The organism is Parasphingopyxis sp. CP4 (assembly GCF_013378055.1).
GTDB lineage: Bacteria > Pseudomonadota > Alphaproteobacteria > Sphingomonadales > Sphingomonadaceae > Parasphingopyxis.
Window position 1 is genome coordinate 2,134,091 of record NZ_CP051130.1, and the last position, 16,319, is coordinate 2,150,409.

Sequence of the window (16,319 nt, forward strand, 5' to 3'; positions counted from 1 at the left end):
GGAAAATGCAAAATAGAATGGGGGAAATCCGGCAACCATTGCGATCCAGATCAGCCAAGCGAACCGTGCGCGCCGATATGGAGACGAGTGAGCAGCTGAAGCGCTCACTTCGCCGCCTTTTTCAACGCCGTCCGCACCAGAGCATCAAGCCCGGCATCTGCGCCCAGCTCGCCTTGGGCTGCGGCCACGGCTGCACTCGCTTCGGCTGGCTTGAAGCCGAGGTTGAGCAGCGCGGAGACCGCATCGGAGGATGCGCCACCCGGTGCAGGAGCCGCGACACCACCCGGCGCGGTCGCGATACCGCCTACCTTGTCTTTCAGTTCGTTTGCGATGCGCGAGGCAAGCTTCGGCCCAACGCCCGGCGTCCGTGCGAGCATCGCCGCGTCATCGGCAGCAATCGCCGTCTGGATCTCACCCGTCTCCAGCGTCGACAATATCGCCAGGGCGACCTTGCTACCGACCCCCTGCACGCTGCCAAGCAAGCGGAACCAGTCCCGTTCGCTGGCGCTGGCAAAGCCGATCAGCCGGATGAAATCATCGCCGACCAGCATCTCGGTATGGATCGTCACATCGCCGCCGACCGGGCCCAGCGCATCGAGCGTGCGCGATGAGGCCGCAACCTGATAGCCAACGCCCTGCACATCGATCACCGCATGATCGGCCGCGCTCGTTTCCAAAATGCCTTTGAGTTTCGCAATCACGCCGCCTGCCCCACTGCCTTGGCGCTGGCCCGGTGATGGGCATGCGCGATCGCCACGGCCAGCGCATCGGCCGCATCCGCGCCGGCAATTTCGGCGCCGGGCAACAGGACCGATACCATGGCATGGATCTGCGCCTTGTCCGCACCGCCCGTGCCGACAATCGCCTTTTTCACAAAACGCGCTGCATATTCGCCAATCGGCAGCCCCGCATCGGCGAGCACCAGCATCAGCGCGCCGCGCGCCTGGCCGAGTTTCAGCGTCGATTGGGCGTTGGTGTTGACGAAGACTTCCTCAATTCCCGCATCCTCGGGCTGATGCTTGGCAAGCACAGCGCGAAGGCCGGTCGCCAGCGTAGACAGGCGTTCCGGCAATGGCGCCTTGGTATCCGTCCGGATCTGGCCATTGGCGATGTGCGACAGACGATTGCCCTCGGCAGCGATAACGCCCCAGCCCGTACAGCCGAGCCCCGGGTCGAGGCCGATCAGCTTCAGGAGAGCTTCTCCATGATCTCATCCGGCACATCATAATTGCCCCAGACAGTCTGGACATCGTCATTATCGTCAAGCGTATCGATCAAGTTCAAGAGCGTCTGTGCTTCCTTTTCGCCGACCGTGACCTCGACATTGGGCCGCCAGGCGAGCTTTGCGCCCTCCGGCTCGCCAAGCGCCTTTTCGAGATCGCCGGCGACGGCATGCAGGTCGTCCGCTGCCGTCCAAATCTCATGGCCGTCATCGTCAGAGGTGATATCTTCGGCGCCCGCTTCCATCGCCGCTTCGAGAACTTTTTCCTCGTCGCCCGCTTCGGCCTTATAGGTGATCAGGCCAAGCCGCTCGAATCCGTGCGCGACCGATCCGCTCTCGCCCATATTGCCGCCATTCTTCGAAAAGATGGTGCGGACATCGGTGACCGTGCGATTGCGATTATCGGTGAGCGTTTCGACGATCAGGCTGACACCGCCCGGCCCGAAGCCTTCAAACCGGATTTCTTCATAATCTTCGGCATCGCCGCCGATCGCCTTGTCGATCGCCCGCTGGATATTGTCCTTGGGCATGGACTGGCCCCGCGCCGTGTTAACCGCAAGCCGCAGCCGCGGGTTCATGTCGGGATCGGGCGTGCCCATCTTGGCCGCGACGGTGATCTCGCGACTGAGCTTGGAGAAGAGCGCCGAACGCTTCTTGTCCTGCGCACCCTTGCGATGCTTGATATTTGCGAATTTACTATGGCCTGCCATGGGTTCCCGTAATTCTCTTATTGGATGATCTGGCGAGGCCTTAGCGTAGCTGCCCGGCCCCGTGCAACGTCAAAGGACGCGCTGCCACCAGCTGACATCGCGCCAGGCACCAAACTTCCAGCCGACTTCGCGATAGATGCCGACCGGTGTGAAGCCGACTGCCTCATGCAGTGCCTCGCTCGCGTCATTGGGCAGCGCAATTCCAGCATAGGCGGCATGGACCTCATTCTTGGCCAGCAGGGGAAATAGCGATCTGTACAACATTCGCCCGATGCCCTGGCCGACCCGGTCCGGCGGAATGTAGATCGCGACATCGCATGAAAATCGATAGGCATGGCGCAAACGATGCGGCGAACCATAGGCATAGCCGACAATCTCGTCCTCATCCGCTGCGACCACCCAGCCATGGGACGAACCATAGCCTTCGATCCGGCGCGCCATTTCGCGGACGGACGGCACCTCTTCTTCAAAACTGATCCAGGTCTCTTCGACAAAGGGTGCGTAGATGGTGCGGCAACCCTCGGCATCCGCAGGCTCGCCCTCTCGCACCATGACTGTCACGCGGCGATCATCCCAGCTTTACCGCCGTACCGGACACCGAGACCATCAGCATCGACCCGGTCTCGCCGATCACCTCATAATCGAGATCGACGCCGACAATTGCATCGGCACCGGCATCTTCGGCTTCATGTTCGAGATCCGAAAAGGCTTCGCGGCGCGCCGTCTTCAAGGCATTTTCATACGCCCCGGCCCGACCGCCAACAATATCGCGAACCTTGGCGAACATATCAGAAAAGACATTGGCGCCGATAATCGCTTCGCCCGTCACGACACCGCAATAGCGTGTAATCGGCCGGCCTTCGATTTGCGGGGTGGTGGAAATGATCATGGACGGCTCCTCCTGGCAATTGCCCGTAAAGCCTAACCCATCAGTAGCGCGATATCACGCCTATTATGTGCAAATTTGGCCTGCGCCTAATCCATGCCCAGCGCGGATTTATAGGTATCCAGCAGATCATCCTGCTCGCGGCGATCATGGGTATCCATTTTTCGCAGACTGACCACCTTGCGCATGATCTTGGGATCATAGCCTACGGCCTTGGCCTCGGCATAGACGTCCTTGATATCGTCGGCGATGCCCTTCTTTTCTTCTTCGAGCCGTTCGATCCGCTCGATCAAGAGTTTGAGCCTGTCTGCCTGTACCGCGCCGTCCGCCATGGTCATGTCTTTCTAACTGGGTGTGGGAAAGCGCGACGCTCTAGGCCAGTGCGGCGCCGGCCTCAAGCATTCTTCGCAACGCTTTCTTCCATGCGCTGCAATTGTTCGTCGGTCGCCTCACCCTGATAGCGATCTTTCCAGGCCGCATAGGGCATTCCATAGATCGCAAAGCGCGCCTCATCCTTGGATAACTCGCCGTCCGAGGCTTCGGAAATCCAGTCGGCGAGGCAATTGCGGCAAAAGCCCGAAAGGCCCATCAGATCGATATTGGCGGCGTCCGTGCGATGCCGCAAATGGGCGACGAGACGACGGAATGCCGCGGCCGCGACAGCATCATCAACATCGGGCATGATTGGAGAATCGGACATTGTTTGGGCTCCATTGCAGTTGCACTGTCATGATAAGGCTATAGAGCCGCAAGCGTAAGTCCAGCGAGCCAGGAAGCATAGTGGATTCAAACCCCGATCCCCGCCAACGCAAAGTGCGCATTCTCGCGACCCTTGGTCCTGCGAGTGCCGATGCGGAGATGATCCGCAAGCTATACCTTGCCGGCGCAGATGCGTTTCGACTGAATATGAGCCACGGTAGCCATGAGGATCATGCCGCGGTTATCGATGCGATCCGGACGCTTGAGAAAGACACGCGGCGGCCAATGACGATCCTGGCAGATCTGCAAGGACCGAAACTTCGGATCGGCGAATTTGCTGATGGCTTGGTCCAACTTGAATCCGGAGCACGGTTCATACTCGATCGGGATGAGACACCGGGCGACAATAGCCGTGTCTGCATGCCGCACCCGGAAGTTTTCCAGGCAATTGAGGTAGGCGAACGATTGCTGCTCGACGATGGCAAGGTCGTCTTGCGCGCGACAGCCGCCGAAACCGATCGCATTGAGACGATTGTCGAAGTGGCCGGGCCGCTCTCCAACAATAAAGGCCTCAACGTCCCGGATGTCATCATTCCGATGGACGCACTGACCGACAAGGATCGTACAGATCTGACTTTCGCGCTCGATCAGGGCGTCGACTGGATCGCCCTCTCCTTTGTCCAGAAACCCGAAGATGCAGCCGAAGCGCGCAAGCTTATCCAGGGCCGCGCTGCACTGCTCGCGAAGATCGAAAAACCCTCGGCCGTGCATCGGATCGACGAGATATTGGAAGCCGTCGACGCGGTGATGGTCGCGCGCGGCGATCTCGGCGTGGAAATTCCGCCTGAAGATGTGCCACCCCTGCAAAAGCAGATCATCGAAAAAGCGCGTATGGTTGGGCGGCCGGTGGTGGTCGCGACGCAGATGCTGGAATCGATGATCCGCTCACCGACCCCAACCCGGGCCGAAGTCTCGGATGTGGCAACTGCGGTCTATGATGGCGCCGATGCGATCATGCTGTCAGCAGAAAGCGCAGCCGGCGACTATCCGGAAGAATCGGTGGAGATGATGGACAAGATCGCAACCGCGGTCGAAGCCGATCCGACCCATTGGGCGCGCGTCCATTTCACCGAGACCCTGCCCGATTCAACCAGCGCCGACGCGCTGGCGGAAGCGTCGAACGGCATCGCCCAAACGGTGTCGGCCAACGCGATCATTTGCTTCACGACATCGGGTTCGACAGCACGGCGGGTGTCGCGCGAACGGCCCTCGGTGCCGCTTCTCGTCCTGACGCCAAAGCTCAAAACGGCGCGGCGGCTTGGGCTGCTATGGGGCGCGCATTCGGTGCATACGCGCGATGTTGTGAATTTCGAGGAAATGGTCGCCAAGTCGAAACGGATGGTGATCCGTGCTCGCATCGCCAAGGGCGGAGACCGGGTGATTGTGATGGCTGGCGTCCCCTTTGGTACGCCCGGTTCGACCAATGTGCTGCATATCGTCCGGCTGATGGGTGACGAACTGGAACGCCATACCGATGACGAGATCGCCGACGATAGCTAGCCGCTAAGCGATCAACCCGTGGCTGCGCAGTATATCGGCGAGTGTATCGGCATCCGTGAAATGATGACCAACAAAACCCTCCCCTTCGCTGGCGTGGATATTTTCTTCGCGATCATCGATGAACAGGGCAGTTCCCGGTTCCAGACCAAAACGCTGCAGGGCTAGGGAGTAGATTGCAGGATCTGGCTTGATCATTTTCTCGACGCCGGAAATCACGATATCGCCGAAATGATCGATAACCGGCGCGGTTGGCCGGAAGAGCTCCCAAAACTCGACACCGAAATTGGTGATCGCAAAGAGCGGAACGTTGCGGCCTGCAAGTTGCTCCACCAGCGCATGTACGCCGGGAACGGGTCCGGGAATGGTTTCGAGCCAGCGGTCGACATAGGCTTCGATCAAATGGGCATGATCCGGATAGGTCGCACTGAGCTCGGCAACCATAGCGGCAAGCGGACGGCCGACATCATGCTGGGCATGCCAGTCAAACGTCACCACATTTTCAAGAAACCAGTTTCGCTCCTGGTGATCTGGAATCAACTTCTCGAAGAGAAAACGCGGATCCCAGCGATAAAGGACGTTGCCGACGTCGAAGACGACAGCATGAACGGCCATTAGCCCTGACGCGCTTTGAACCTGCGATTGGTCTTGTTGATCACATAGGTGCGACCACGGCGACGAATCACGCGATTGTCGCGGTGACGGCTCTTGAGCGATTTCAGTGAATTACGGACTTTCATGGCGCTACTGCGGCCTTCTGCTATCTCAATTGTCGGAAACGAACGGTGCACCTATTGTTGCAGCGCGCCAAAGTCAAGCATTTGCAGGGCCACTTTCCGCCAGTTTTCGCGCCTGCCGGGATCGACAAGGGCGCGGTTTTCGACAACAATTCCGCCCATTCCACTGCACCGACCAAAGGAAGTACCGATGAAGTTTCTGATCCCCCTATTCCTGATTCTGGCGTCCTGCAGCTCGAATGCGAATGGCACGCCATTTGAAGCCGAAGGCACGATCAGCGGCGATGTCCTGCTAACCGGAAACAAGGGTGAAGATACGCTGAGCCTTATCGATCTCGACAGTGGTGCCGAGCTGGCGCGGCTCGAGACAGGCGACCAGCCCCATGAAATTGCGATTTCACCGGACGGACAGACGGCGGCAGTGGTTGCCTATGGTGAAACCACGATCGACATTATCGACATTGCCAATGCGGTACGCACAGACCGGATCGATCTTTCTCCCAACCGGCGGCCGCATGGTCTGGTCTGGACGCCCGACAATCGCCTGATCGCCACGACCGAAGGCTCTGACAGCCTGACCATCGTCGACATGGCAGACCGGTCCGTCTCGGCGATCGCCACCGACCAGCAGGGATCGCATATGGTCGCTGTCACGACCGATCTCAGCCGCGCCTATGTCGCCAATATGGGCAATGGCACGGTAAGCGTGATCGATCTTATGGCCGGTACGAAACTGCGTGACATTCCGGCTGGCGACACGCCAGAGGGCCTTGCTGTTTCGCCGGATGGAGCAACGCTCTGGGTGGCGGACCGCGATAATGCGACGCTGTTCGCATTCGATACGACAAGCTTCGAACGCATCGCAGAAATCACCGTCGGCAATTTCCCGATCCGCGTCGCGATCAGCCCGGATGGCGCGACTGTCGTGACCTCCAACTATGCGGGCGGCAGCCTGACATTGGTCAATGCCGAGACCCGTGAAGTCGAGCGGACCATCCTCGTCTCCGGCAGCGTCGGCGCGGCGCAGGTAACGATATTATTCTCCGCCGACGGCGAGACGCTTTATGTCGCGGAAACCGGGCGCAATCGGATTGCTGCAGTTGATGTTGCAAGCGGTGAAGTGACCCGGCGCTATGATGCAGGTGAAGATAGCGACGGACTTGCCGTCACGACGATCACGCCAGCCGATTAGGCTTTCTCGCCCAGCGATTTTTCCCAGGCGAGCGCATCGCGAACGATACCGTCGAGATCGTCATGCTCGGGCCGCCAGGGCAGCGTTCCAAGGATCAATCTATTGTCCGCAGTCAGCGCATCCGGATCGCCAGCGCGGCGCGGTTCCATAGTGCGCGAGATCTGGCTGCCTGCCATTCGGTCAACACTGTCCAGCACTTCGAGCACCGAGAAGCCGCGGCCATAGCCACAGTTGAGGATGTGGCTGTCGTTCGGCTTCGCGATCAGTTTTTCCAATGCATCGATATGCGCCGCAGCAAGATCGCTGACATGGATATAGTCGCGTACACCGGTGCCGTCGGGCGTGTCATAATCGGTACCGAATATCGCGACGCCGTCGCGCTTGCCGAGCGCGGCTTCCACGGCGACCTTGATCAGATGCGTCGCGCCCGCCGTCGACTGGCCCGAGCGTCCGGCTGGATCAGCGCCGGCCACGTTGAAATAGCGCAAGGCACAGTAGTTCATCGGATGTGCGGCAGCCGTGTCGCGCAGCATCCATTCGGTCATCAGTTTCGAGCGACCATAGGGATTGATGGGGTCGGTTGGCATGGATTCAGACGCCGGGATCGTGTCGGGAATGCCGTAAACGGCGGCGGTCGACGAAAAGATGAAATGGCGGACCTGATGCGCAATTGCCGTTGCCACGAGCGTTCGGCTGCGCGCGGTATTGTTGTCATAATATTTGAGCGGGTTCTCGACCGATTCAGGCACCACGACGGATCCAGCGAAATGCATGATCGCGGCAATTTCATGCGCATCAATCAACCCACCGACGAGGCTGCTATCAGCAATGTCTCCTTCGACAAAGACCGCGCCATCGGGCACCGCCCAGCGAAACCCGGTCACCAGATTGTCGAGCACGACTACGGGCCATCCCGCATCCAGCAGCGCCAAGGCCGCATGACTGCCGATATAGCCAGCGCCGCCGGTCACCAATATTGCCGGTTTTTCGCCCATGTCAGCCTTTCTTCCTCTCCGCGACTCCCGTTTGGAGCCTTTTCGTGGCACAATCGTTGAGATGTCTATAGCGGCTTCGATTGCGATAGGGAGACTGGCGATGAAAAAGACATGCGCCCGGATAGTGGCGGTAGCAGGACTGGCTTTGGTTGCAGCATGCACCACACCATCGCAACGCGGCACGGAAGTGACCCGCTTTCATCTCGGCCAGGTCATTCCGGCCCAGGCGATAAATATGGAACCAGCCGATCCGAACCGCGAGCCCAGTCTCGAATATCAGCAATATGCCGCGATTGTTGCGCAGCAACTGGCGGGCATCGGCTTTACCGGAACCAGCCTCGAAGACGCCGAAATGGTCGCCGTGGTCGATGTTCAGCGCGGCACGCGCGAGGAAGTGGCCCGTCGCTCTCCCTTCTCGATCGGCATTGGTGGCGGATCATTCGGCCGGCGAACAGGGGTCGGGATCGGTACCAGCTTCGGCATCGGCGGATCGCCAGGCGGTGAAGTGAACGTCACCGAATTATCGGTCGCGCTCAAGCGGCGTTCGGAAGGGACGGTCGTTTGGGAGGGCACGGCAACGCGCGCCACTGCACCCGGCGCCGAGAGCCCGGCCGCGATCGTGTCGACCCTTGCAGCCGCGCTGTTTCAGGGCTTCCCAGGCGAGTCAGGCCGCACTATCACCGTCGAATGACACTCAGCATCACGAGCGCCTTTGACGGCGGCAATATCGCATTGGTTTCCACCTCAGGCAGCACGGCCGAATTGAAAATCGTCAAGGATCACCAGTCCGATTTCTATCAATGGTTCTATTTTCGCGTCACAGGTTGTGCCGGTAAAGATCTGACCCTGGCGATCACCAATGCGGGAAGCAGCGCCTATCCGCAGGGTTGGGACAATTATCAGGCCCGCGTCTCCAGCGATCGCGAAGAATGGTATCTCGCCGAGACGGACTATTCGGATGGTACGCTCACAATCCGCCACAGCGCGGACGCCGACACGCTCTGGTTTGCCTATTTTGCGCCCTATACGATTGAGCGCCATTACGACCTGGTCTCGGAAATCGCTGCCCGGGATGGCGTCAGCCATGCCTCGCTCGGCCAGACACTCGATGGCCGGGAGCTCGATTATTTCAGCATCGGTACGGGCGATCTGTCGGTCTGGCTCTATGCGCGCCAGCATCCCGGCGAGACGATGGCCGAATGGTGGATGGAAGGCGCGCTTGATCGCCTGACAGACCCAGCCGATCCGGTCTCCCGCGTGTTGCGGGACAAAGCCACCTTTCATGTCGTTCCGAACATGAACCCGGACGGCTCCGCCCGCGGCCATTTGCGGACCAACGCGGTCGGCACCAATTTGAACCGCGAATGGCATCAGCCGACGCCTGAAAAGAGCCCGGAAGTGCTGTGGGTGCTCAATCATATGGACAAGACGGGCGTCGATTTTGCGATGGACGTGCATGGCGACGAAGCGATCCCGGCCAATTTCATCGCCGGCTTTGAAGGCATTCCGAGTTGGACCGAACGGCAGGGCGCGCTCTACGATGCCTATCTGGCGGCGCTGCTCAAGGCCTCACCCGATTTCCAGACCAAGCTTGGATATCCGGTCGCCAAACCGCGCAAGGGCAATCTCTCCATGTCGACCAATCAGGTCGCCGAGCGGTTCGATTGTGTCGCGATGACGCTCGAAATGCCGTTCAAGGACAATCATGAACTGCCTGACACAGACTTTGGCTGGTCGGGCGAACGCTGCGCCCTGCTTGGCCGGGCCTGTCTTGCCGCATTGCTCGACATTATCGACGATCTGCGCGCCTAGGCGAACAGCTCCGCCAGGAAATTTTCCATTGCCTGCCAGCTTCGCCGGTCGGAATCGGGATGATAGCCATATCCCGGACTGTCGCCTTTTGCCGTGGGATCGGTGAAGCCATGGCCCGTATCGCCATAGGCATGAAGCTGCCAGTCCGCGCTGCCAGTGCTAAGCTCTTCCGCGAGACCCACCGTCACATCCGGCGGGGCCAGAAAATCGGTCCAGCCGTGACAGACCAACACTTTTGCCGTCATCGTCTCGACATTCGCATAGGATGGCCGGTCATAGACACCATGAAAGCTCACAACGCCCAGCACATCAGTGCCGGACCGGACAAGATCGAGGACCGATTTCCCACCAAAACAATAGCCGATTGCCGCGGTCTGGTCCGGGTCGACGCCGTCCAGGCCCTTGAGCACTGCCAGCGACGCCAGCAGCCGATCGCGCAGCAAAGGGCGATCATCGTTCATCGCATCCATGAAGCGGGTCGGTGCGTCATCTTCCCGCGTGGCCCGGTTTCCCTGGCCATAGACATCGGCCACCAGCGCGACATAGCCGAGCGCGGCTATGCGTTCGGCCACGACAAAGTCGATCTCCTTGGCACCGAGTACATTGGGCACGATCATCACGCCGGGGCGCGGGCTATCCCAATCGCTGTCCATCGCGGTCAGTCCCTCAAAAGGGCCGCCCGGGCCGTCATACACTATAGCCTGGCGTTCGATGGTCATGCGATTGCTCCTGTCAGTGTGATTCGCCTTCTCCCCATTGTATCGCCAGCCAGCCGCGCTAAGGAAAGCGCCGATCGCAAAAGGAGTTCGCCCCATGCCCCAGCTCACTCTCATCCGGCACGGCCAGTCCCAGTGGAATCTCGAGAACCGGTTCACCGGTTGGTGGGATGTCGACCTGACCGACAAGGGCGTCACCGAAGCCAAGGAAGCCGGCGTGCTGATGCGGGAAAAGGGCGTGGACCACGATCTGTGCTTCACCAGCTTCCAGACCCGCGCCATTCGCACGCTCAACCTGGCGCTCGCCGAAATGGATCGGCTGTGGCTTCCCGTTGAGAAAAATTGGCAGCTCAATGAGCGCCATTATGGTGGGCTGACCGGCCTCAACAAACAGGAAATGCGCGACAAGCATGGCGATGAGCAGGTCCATATCTGGCGTCGCAGCTTCGATACCCCGCCGCCGGAAATCGAAGCCGGCAGCGAATATGATCTGAGCACCGACCGCCGCTATGCGGGCGTGACTGTGCCGAAGAGCGAGAGCCTCAAAAATACCATCGAACGCGTGCTCCCCTATTGGGACGCGCATATCGCACCTGCGCTCAAAGACGGGCAACGGGTGCTTATCTCCGCCCATGGCAACTCGCTGCGCGCACTGGTCAAACATCTGTCGCAAATCCCGGATGACGAGATTACGAGCCTTGAGATTCCGACTGGCCAGCCGATCATCTATGATCTGGCCGACGATCTTTCCGCCCGGGACCGCTATTATCTGTCCGAACGGTAGCAGGCGGGCTACGGATTCTGCGCCCATTGCGCCGCCATCGGCTTCACACTAGAAGAAGGCGCTTCTTCTGGCTCAAAGCGCAGGACGAAGCATGACCGAAACGCCACTTATCGGCATCATCATGGGCAGCCGTTCCGATTGGGAAACGATGTCGCATGGCGCCGAAATCCTCACCGAACTCGGCATCCCGCATGAATGCAGGGTGGTCTCTGCCCATCGCACGCCCGATCGCCTCTACGATTACGCGAAAAGCGCCGTAGGTCGCGGCCTGAAGGCCATCATCGCTGGCGCTGGGGGCGCTGCCCATCTGCCCGGCATGGCGGCGTCGATGACCCGGCTCCCGGTGCTTGGCGTGCCGGTTGAATCGCGCGCGCTCAAAGGCATGGACAGTCTGTTATCGATTGCCCAGATGCCCGCCGGCATCCCGGTTGGTACGCTCGCCATTGGTGTTGCGGGTGCCAAAAACGCTGCCTTGCTCGGTGCCGCCATTGTCGCGACCCATGACGATGATGTTGCGGCGCGCCTCGATGCCTGGCGCCAGGCGCAAACCGATGCCGTCGCGGAAGACCCGGCGGGATGAGCGAACCGCTCGCTCCGGGCGCAACGATCGGCATTATTGGCGGCGGCCAGCTCGGGCGTATGCTCAGCGTCGCGGCCGCCCAGCTCGGCTATCCCTGCCATATCTATGCACCCGAAGAATCGCCCTGTGCCACGGATGTCGCGCAGAAGCACATCCGTGGAGACTATGAGGACAAGGCGACGCTCGCAGCATTTGCAGCAGCGGTCGACGTCCTGACCTATGAGTTTGAGAATGTCCCTGCCGGGCCATTACGGGCGCTGGCGAACGAGAAACCGCTCCACCCTAATCTGGACGCGCTGGAACTGGCGCAGGACCGGCTCTCCGAAAAAGATTTCGTAGCCGGGCTGGGCGGCAAGCCCGCTGGATACCGCGCTGTTTCATCTCTCGCTGACCTTGAGACTGCGCTCGCAGACATGGGCACGCCTGCGATCCTGAAGACCCGCCGCTTCGGCTATGATGGCAAGGGCCAGGTGCGCATCACCGATGTCGCGAATGCCGGCACCGCATGGCAGGAGGTTGGCGAACAGCCCGCCGTGCTTGAATCCTTTGTCGATTTCGAGAAGGAATTTTCCATCCTGCTGGTGCGCAGCGCCAATGGCGAAACGCGGATCTGGGACCCGCCGGAGAATCGCCATCAGGACGGTATCCTTGCCCATTCCCTGGCGCCCGGCAGTGGCATCATTGCCGATCAGACGGCGTCCGCGAGCGATCTTGCTCGGCGGATTGCCGAAAAGCTTGACTATGTCGGCGTGCTGACCTGCGAGTTTTTTGCCAGCCGCGAAGGCCCGATTTTCAACGAGATGGCGCCGCGGGTCCATAATAGCGGCCATTGGACAATCGAAGGCGCGATAACCTCGCAATTCGAAAACCATATCCGGGCCATTTGTGGCCTGCCGCTCGGCGAGACCGCGCTTACCGCGGACCGGATCGAGATGCATAATCTGGTCGGCGCAGAGGCCGATGACTGGCTGAGCTGGCTCAAAAAAGACCGGGCGCACCTCCACCTTTATGCAAAGGGGGAAGCGCGCCCGGGCCGAAAAATGGGGCATGTAACGCAGCTCTTCTAGAGCCGCTCATGCCATTTGGCTTAGCCGGATTTGGTTGCCGAGAAAGGCATTTCGCCGAAAGCGCCAGCCTTGATCGTGCCGGACATGGAATCGCCATCGACAGTTGCCGTGCCTTCCAGCGTCATCGGCATCGGAACCGTGATGTCCATCTTCCAGGTCAGCGTATTGCCGTCGATCTTGCCGTCTTTGACGTCGGCCGAACCGGTGGCGCCAGCATTGGTGCCGGAAACCGAATCACCATCCTGGCTGAGCGTCATCGTCGACTTCTGCTCACCCATTGGCGAGTTTACGGTCGAGTCCCAAGTGCCTGATACGTCTGTCATGTGCGAATCCTTCCTTACAGTGGTGTCAATTATTCTGCTGAGACTGTTTCCACAGGCAGGCCCAGCGCGTCAAGCTGTTCCCGAACCTGATCGGCATCTCCGACCACAACCCAGGTAAAAGCATCCGGATTGATGGCCGATCGCGCCACGCTATCGAGCTGATCGCGCTCCATCGACCGATAGATGCTCGCAATCTCGTCATAATAGTCGACGGATCGCTCAAACAGGTCATTATTGGACATACCGCCCATCACGCCCGCCGAAGTTTCGAACCGGCCAGGCAGGCTACGAATTCCGCCAGCTATAGCGCGGCTAAATTCCTCTGGCCGCACACCGTCGACGGTCAGGAAATTTTCAACCTGCTCAAGCAGCGCCACAATCGAATCGCCCGTACGATCGGCCTGAACCGGCGCCTGGATCGTATAGCTGACGGGCCCGGCAACCCGGTTTACCGATCCACGGACACCATAGGACCAGCCCCGTGTTTCGCGCAGATCCTGGTTGAGGCGCGCGAGAAAACTGCCGCCCAATGCCTCATTGGCAACCAATAGCGGGAGCAACTCATCGGTACCCTGCAGATCAAGCACCTGACCGCCATAGATCAAGGATTGGGGCGAATTGGGTCGATCGACAAGGATGATCCGTGGGTTCGCTCCGGGAATTACGGCGTCGAACGACTTGATCCCGGCTTCTCCCTCTCCGGTCCAGCTGCCGAACCGCTCCTCAAGCGCCGCCAAGACCTGATCCAACTCGGCATCGCCAACAACCATGATTGTCAGCTTGTCGGGGCGAATCCAGCGGCGGTGGAAATCGAACAGATCCTCGCGCGTGATCGCGGCCACCGATTCGGGCGTGCCGAGGCCACTTGTCGGACGGCCATAGGGATGGTCCGCACCGAACAGTACGGGCCAGAGGTTGAGGCTCGCCAGGCTGGATGGCGCGCGCCGTTCTGCCGCGATCGCTGTCAGCTGGGTGGCCCGTAAACGCTCAACCTCTTCTGGAGCAAATGCAGGATTGCGCATGACATCCTGCAACAGATCGAGCGCGGGTTCGTAATTGGCCGACAGAGCTGAAATGCCAAACAGCGTCCGATCAGTCGTCGCTGCGCCAACCAGACCCACTCCAAGCCGCTCTTGCGCCTCGGCGATCTGGGTCGAACTGAGACTTGTGGTGCCCTCGGTCATCAGTGACAGCATCAACTGCTGGGTGCCGAGCTGATCGGAACGATCGGCGGCATTGCCGACATCGAAGCTCAATCGCGTGAGGATCCTCGGAACACCGCTGCGCTGCACGAACAACAGTTCAACACCATTGGACAGCGTCGCGCGTTGGACATCGGGAAAGTCGAGATCGGCAATTTCCCCGACCGTCGGCCGGGCGATACTGCGCGTCCCGGTATCAACGCTCGCATCACTCGCCCCGGCCACAGGCTCTTCGCCGGGTTGCAGAAAGAATGCCGGGTTCAGCAGGTCAGCGGACAGGCTGCCGTCCACCGATGCCGCCTCCTGATAGGCGTCACGCTCACCCGGATCCACGCGGATCGCGAGTGCTGGCCGGGTCAGCCATTGCTGCATCGCCGCGCGCACGCTTTCAGGCGTCACCGCACCCAGTCGCTGCAACCGCGTCTGGAAATAGGCCGGGTCACCGGAATAGAGCTCGCCGGTCGCCAAGACGCCCGCCTTGCCGGTAAATCCGCCGACGCGGTCCAGGCCCGCGATCTGGCCGGCAACCTGGCTCATTGCGACGCGGTTCACTTCGTCCTGGGTAGGCCCATTTTCGATGAAATCGGCGATAAGCGCGTCGAGCCGCGTCGATACCGCATCAGCGTCTGCCGTCGGCGCGACATTGACCGCGATCCGAAAGATGCTGAGATATTCAAATTCCTGCAGCGATGCAGACACCGATGCAGCGGTTTGCTCATCGCGAACAAGGATATTGTCGAGCCGCGAGCTCGCCAGCCCGCCAAACACGCTGGCGCCAACATCAAGATCGCTGGCAATGGGCGCATTCAGGCCCGGAACAACCCAGCTGCGATAGAGGCGCGTCGTTGCAACGCTATCCTGCATGCGAATATCGCGGCGCTCATCAAGCGTCGGCACACCTGGATCAATCTGTTCGGTGTCGGGTCCGCGGGGAATATCCCCGAAATAGCGTTCGACCAGCGTTCGTGCGGTTGGCGCATCGATATCACCGGCGAGGACGAGCACCGCATTATTGGGGCCGTAATGTCGGCCAAACCAGGCGCGCACATCCTCCATCGTCGCTGCATCGAGATCGGCCATCGAACCGATTGTCGAGTGCCGATAGGGATGGCCTTCGGGAAACAGGGCTCCGAGTTCGGCATAGCTCACCAGACCATAGGGCTGGTTATCGCCCTGCCGCTTTTCATTCTGGACAACGCCGCGCTGGTTATCGAGCTCTTCCTGCGTCACCGCGCCGAGCAGATAGCCCATCCGATCGGATTCGAGGAACAGGGCCAGCTCCAGGCCTTGGGTCGGTACCGTCTGGAAATAGTTGGTCCGGTCAAACCAGGTCGTCCCGTTGAAATCGGTCGCGCCAATTTCACGCAGCGGTTCGAAGACACCGTCAGGCGCATTCTCAGACCCATTGAACATCAGATGTTCGAACAGATGCGCAAAACCGGTCTGGCCTTGGGGCTCATGCCGCGATCCCACATGATACCAGATCGAAACGGCAACAACCGGCGCATTGCGATCTTCGTGAACAATCACCCGCAAGCCGTTATCCAGCGTAAAACGATCATAGGGAATCGATACGTGATCGACGAGATCGGCGGCTGTCACATTGGGCTGCGGGCCGGCCGGGACCTCTCCATGATTGTCCAGTGCGGCGGCCGGAGCAGCAAGCAAGGCAAGCGGCGCCAAGAGGGTCAGCTTCAAGGAACGCATCGGTGATTTCTCCTGGAAATATCGCCGGCAACCATAGCGGCGACGCGTTCGCACGCAAGCAACGGTTGCGGCTGCTCGACGAACGGCTAAATCAGTCGACAAAGATAATCTGCACAGGCTCTTGTGTGGC

The 16,319-nt window shown here is 60.1% G+C and carries 20 protein-coding genes; 7 read left to right on the forward strand and 13 right to left on the reverse strand.

Annotation, left to right across the window (positions count from 1 at the left end; genetic code table 11):
* Positions 1 to 104: 104 nt before the first annotated feature.
* From ruvA to HFP51_RS10360, 7 genes are all read right to left on the reverse strand, one after another.
* Entirely contained in the window at positions 105 to 701 is a 597-nt protein-coding gene (gene ruvA, locus HFP51_RS10330) for a Holliday junction branch migration protein RuvA (RefSeq protein WP_176875646.1), read from the reverse strand.
* Entirely contained in the window at positions 698 to 1,192 is a 495-nt protein-coding gene (gene ruvC / locus HFP51_RS10335; RefSeq protein WP_176876643.1) for a crossover junction endodeoxyribonuclease RuvC, read from the reverse strand. Before ruvC ends, ruvA begins: the two co-directional genes overlap by 4 nt.
* Positions 1,189 to 1,932 (reverse strand): YebC/PmpR family DNA-binding transcriptional regulator, encoded by a 744-nt coding sequence (locus tag HFP51_RS10340; RefSeq protein ID WP_176875647.1) that lies wholly within the window; start codon positions 1,930 to 1,932, stop codon positions 1,189 to 1,191. Before HFP51_RS10340 ends, ruvC begins: the two co-directional genes overlap by 4 nt.
* Before the next feature lie 69 nt (positions 1,933 to 2,001).
* Complete coding sequence (locus tag HFP51_RS10345; protein ID WP_176876644.1) at positions 2,002 to 2,484, reverse strand: arsinothricin resistance N-acetyltransferase ArsN1 family B; 483 nt, start codon at positions 2,482 to 2,484, stop codon at positions 2,002 to 2,004.
* A 16-nt stretch (positions 2,485 to 2,500) separates the two neighbouring features.
* On the reverse strand, positions 2,501 to 2,821 hold the full coding sequence (locus HFP51_RS10350) for a heavy metal-binding domain-containing protein (protein WP_176875648.1): 321 nt from the start codon (positions 2,819 to 2,821) through the stop codon (positions 2,501 to 2,503).
* Positions 2,822 to 2,907: 86 nt separating this feature from the next.
* Positions 2,908 to 3,150 carry a DUF2312 domain-containing protein gene (locus HFP51_RS10355; protein ID WP_176876645.1) on the reverse strand — a complete coding sequence of 81 codons (243 nt, stop codon included), beginning with the start codon at positions 3,148 to 3,150 and terminating at the stop codon, positions 2,908 to 2,910.
* Between the two features lie 62 nt (positions 3,151 to 3,212).
* Positions 3,213 to 3,518 carry a DUF1244 domain-containing protein gene (locus HFP51_RS10360; protein WP_176875649.1) on the reverse strand — a complete coding sequence of 102 codons (306 nt, stop codon included), beginning with the start codon at positions 3,516 to 3,518 and terminating at the stop codon, positions 3,213 to 3,215.
* Between the two features lie 158 nt (positions 3,519 to 3,676).
* On the opposite strand from HFP51_RS10360, the gene pyk reads away from it, so the two are divergent.
* Positions 3,677 to 5,077: a pyruvate kinase gene (gene pyk, locus HFP51_RS10365; RefSeq protein WP_370462958.1), complete on the forward strand. Its 1,401-nt coding sequence runs from the start codon at positions 3,677 to 3,679 to the stop codon at positions 5,075 to 5,077.
* Between the two features lie 3 nt (positions 5,078 to 5,080).
* On the opposite strand, the gene HFP51_RS10370 is transcribed toward pyk, so the two are convergent.
* On the reverse strand, positions 5,081 to 5,689 hold the full coding sequence (locus HFP51_RS10370; RefSeq protein ID WP_176875651.1) for an HAD family phosphatase: 609 nt from the start codon (positions 5,687 to 5,689) through the stop codon (positions 5,081 to 5,083).
* Positions 5,689 to 5,814 carry a type B 50S ribosomal protein L36 gene (gene ykgO / locus HFP51_RS10375; protein ID WP_176875652.1) on the reverse strand — a complete coding sequence of 42 codons (126 nt, stop codon included), beginning with the start codon at positions 5,812 to 5,814 and terminating at the stop codon, positions 5,689 to 5,691. The genes HFP51_RS10370 and ykgO overlap by 1 nt, the downstream gene beginning before the upstream one ends.
* 187 nt (positions 5,815 to 6,001) lie before the next feature.
* Between ykgO and HFP51_RS10380 the strand changes: the two genes are divergently transcribed.
* Positions 6,002 to 7,003 (forward strand): YncE family protein, encoded by a 1,002-nt coding sequence (locus HFP51_RS10380; protein WP_176875653.1) that lies wholly within the window; start codon positions 6,002 to 6,004, stop codon positions 7,001 to 7,003.
* On the opposite strand, the gene galE is transcribed toward HFP51_RS10380, so the two are convergent.
* On the reverse strand, positions 7,000 to 7,998 hold the full coding sequence (galE, locus tag HFP51_RS10385; RefSeq protein WP_176875654.1) for a UDP-glucose 4-epimerase GalE: 999 nt from the start codon (positions 7,996 to 7,998) through the stop codon (positions 7,000 to 7,002). The two genes, HFP51_RS10380 and galE, sit on opposite strands and share 4 nt — an antisense overlap.
* A gap of 100 nt (positions 7,999 to 8,098) precedes the next feature.
* Here galE and HFP51_RS10390 point away from each other — a divergent pair, with 100 nt between their 5' ends.
* Together HFP51_RS10390 and HFP51_RS10395 are read left to right on the forward strand one after the other, a co-directional pair.
* Positions 8,099 to 8,689, forward strand: a complete 591-nt coding sequence (locus HFP51_RS10390) for a DUF4136 domain-containing protein (RefSeq protein ID WP_176875655.1) — start codon at positions 8,099 to 8,101, stop codon at positions 8,687 to 8,689.
* The gene (locus HFP51_RS10395; protein ID WP_176875656.1) at positions 8,686 to 9,810 is read left to right on the forward strand and encodes a carboxypeptidase family protein; all 1,125 of its coding nucleotides are present in this window, start codon (positions 8,686 to 8,688) and stop codon (positions 9,808 to 9,810) included. The genes HFP51_RS10390 and HFP51_RS10395 overlap by 4 nt, the downstream gene beginning before the upstream one ends.
* Here HFP51_RS10395 and HFP51_RS10400 read toward each other — a convergent pair.
* The gene (locus HFP51_RS10400) at positions 9,807 to 10,529 is read right to left on the reverse strand and encodes a dienelactone hydrolase family protein (RefSeq protein WP_176875657.1); all 723 of its coding nucleotides are present in this window, start codon (positions 10,527 to 10,529) and stop codon (positions 9,807 to 9,809) included. The genes HFP51_RS10395 and HFP51_RS10400 overlap by 4 nt on opposite strands.
* A 94-nt stretch (positions 10,530 to 10,623) precedes the next feature.
* On the opposite strand from HFP51_RS10400, the gene gpmA reads away from it, so the two are divergent.
* From gpmA to HFP51_RS10415, 3 genes are all read left to right on the forward strand, one after another.
* The gene (gene gpmA / locus HFP51_RS10405; RefSeq protein WP_176875658.1) at positions 10,624 to 11,310 is read left to right on the forward strand and encodes a 2,3-diphosphoglycerate-dependent phosphoglycerate mutase; all 687 of its coding nucleotides are present in this window, start codon (positions 10,624 to 10,626) and stop codon (positions 11,308 to 11,310) included.
* A gap of 91 nt (positions 11,311 to 11,401) precedes the next feature.
* A complete protein-coding gene (gene purE, locus HFP51_RS10410) occupies positions 11,402 to 11,890 on the forward strand; it encodes a 5-(carboxyamino)imidazole ribonucleotide mutase (protein WP_176875659.1) in 489 nt (162 codons plus the stop codon).
* The gene (locus tag HFP51_RS10415) at positions 11,887 to 12,957 is read left to right on the forward strand and encodes a 5-(carboxyamino)imidazole ribonucleotide synthase (RefSeq protein WP_176875660.1); all 1,071 of its coding nucleotides are present in this window, start codon (positions 11,887 to 11,889) and stop codon (positions 12,955 to 12,957) included. Before purE ends, HFP51_RS10415 begins: the two co-directional genes overlap by 4 nt.
* A 20-nt stretch (positions 12,958 to 12,977) precedes the next feature.
* Here HFP51_RS10415 and HFP51_RS10420 read toward each other — a convergent pair whose 3' ends face one another.
* Together HFP51_RS10420 and HFP51_RS10425 are read right to left on the reverse strand one after the other, a co-directional pair.
* Entirely contained in the window at positions 12,978 to 13,280 is a 303-nt protein-coding gene (locus HFP51_RS10420) for a hypothetical protein (RefSeq protein ID WP_176875661.1), read from the reverse strand.
* Positions 13,281 to 13,309: 29 nt separating this feature from the next.
* A complete protein-coding gene (locus tag HFP51_RS10425) occupies positions 13,310 to 16,189 on the reverse strand; it encodes a pitrilysin family protein (protein ID WP_176875662.1) in 2,880 nt (959 codons plus the stop codon).
* Positions 16,190 to 16,319 lie beyond the last annotated feature (130 nt).

Excerpts from the sequence above, each read along its gene's own strand:
- galE (WP_176875654.1), bottom strand. The coding sequence starts at position 7,998 with ATGGGCGAAAAACCGGCAATATTGGTGACCGGCGGCGCTGGCTATATC.
- HFP51_RS10425 (WP_176875662.1), bottom strand. The coding sequence starts at position 16,189 with ATGCGTTCCTTGAAGCTGACCCTCTTGGCGCCGCTTGCCTTGCTTGCT.
- HFP51_RS10370 (WP_176875651.1), bottom strand. The coding sequence starts at position 5,689 with ATGGCCGTTCATGCTGTCGTCTTCGACGTCGGCAACGTCCTTTATCGC.
- purE (WP_176875659.1), top strand. The coding sequence starts at position 11,402 with ATGACCGAAACGCCACTTATCGGCATCATCATGGGCAGCCGTTCCGAT.
- HFP51_RS10380 (WP_176875653.1), top strand. The coding sequence starts at position 6,002 with ATGAAGTTTCTGATCCCCCTATTCCTGATTCTGGCGTCCTGCAGCTCG.
- HFP51_RS10395 (WP_176875656.1), top strand. The coding sequence starts at position 8,686 with ATGACACTCAGCATCACGAGCGCCTTTGACGGCGGCAATATCGCATTG.
- gpmA (WP_176875658.1), top strand. The coding sequence starts at position 10,624 with ATGCCCCAGCTCACTCTCATCCGGCACGGCCAGTCCCAGTGGAATCTC.
- HFP51_RS10420 (WP_176875661.1), bottom strand. The coding sequence starts at position 13,280 with ATGACAGACGTATCAGGCACTTGGGACTCGACCGTAAACTCGCCAATG.
- HFP51_RS10350 (WP_176875648.1), bottom strand. The coding sequence starts at position 2,821 with ATGATCATTTCCACCACCCCGCAAATCGAAGGCCGGCCGATTACACGC.
- HFP51_RS10415 (WP_176875660.1), top strand. The coding sequence starts at position 11,887 with ATGAGCGAACCGCTCGCTCCGGGCGCAACGATCGGCATTATTGGCGGC.
- pyk (WP_370462958.1), top strand. The coding sequence starts at position 3,677 with ATGATCCGCAAGCTATACCTTGCCGGCGCAGATGCGTTTCGACTGAAT.
- HFP51_RS10345 (WP_176876644.1), bottom strand. The coding sequence starts at position 2,484 with ATGGTGCGAGAGGGCGAGCCTGCGGATGCCGAGGGTTGCCGCACCATC.
- HFP51_RS10400 (WP_176875657.1), bottom strand. The coding sequence starts at position 10,529 with ATGACCATCGAACGCCAGGCTATAGTGTATGACGGCCCGGGCGGCCCT.
- HFP51_RS10340 (WP_176875647.1), bottom strand. The coding sequence starts at position 1,932 with ATGGCAGGCCATAGTAAATTCGCAAATATCAAGCATCGCAAGGGTGCG.
- HFP51_RS10360 (WP_176875649.1), bottom strand. The coding sequence starts at position 3,518 with ATGTCCGATTCTCCAATCATGCCCGATGTTGATGATGCTGTCGCGGCC.
- ykgO (WP_176875652.1), bottom strand. The coding sequence starts at position 5,814 with ATGAAAGTCCGTAATTCACTGAAATCGCTCAAGAGCCGTCACCGCGAC.
- HFP51_RS10390 (WP_176875655.1), top strand. The coding sequence starts at position 8,099 with ATGAAAAAGACATGCGCCCGGATAGTGGCGGTAGCAGGACTGGCTTTG.
- HFP51_RS10355 (WP_176876645.1), bottom strand. The coding sequence starts at position 3,150 with ATGGCGGACGGCGCGGTACAGGCAGACAGGCTCAAACTCTTGATCGAG.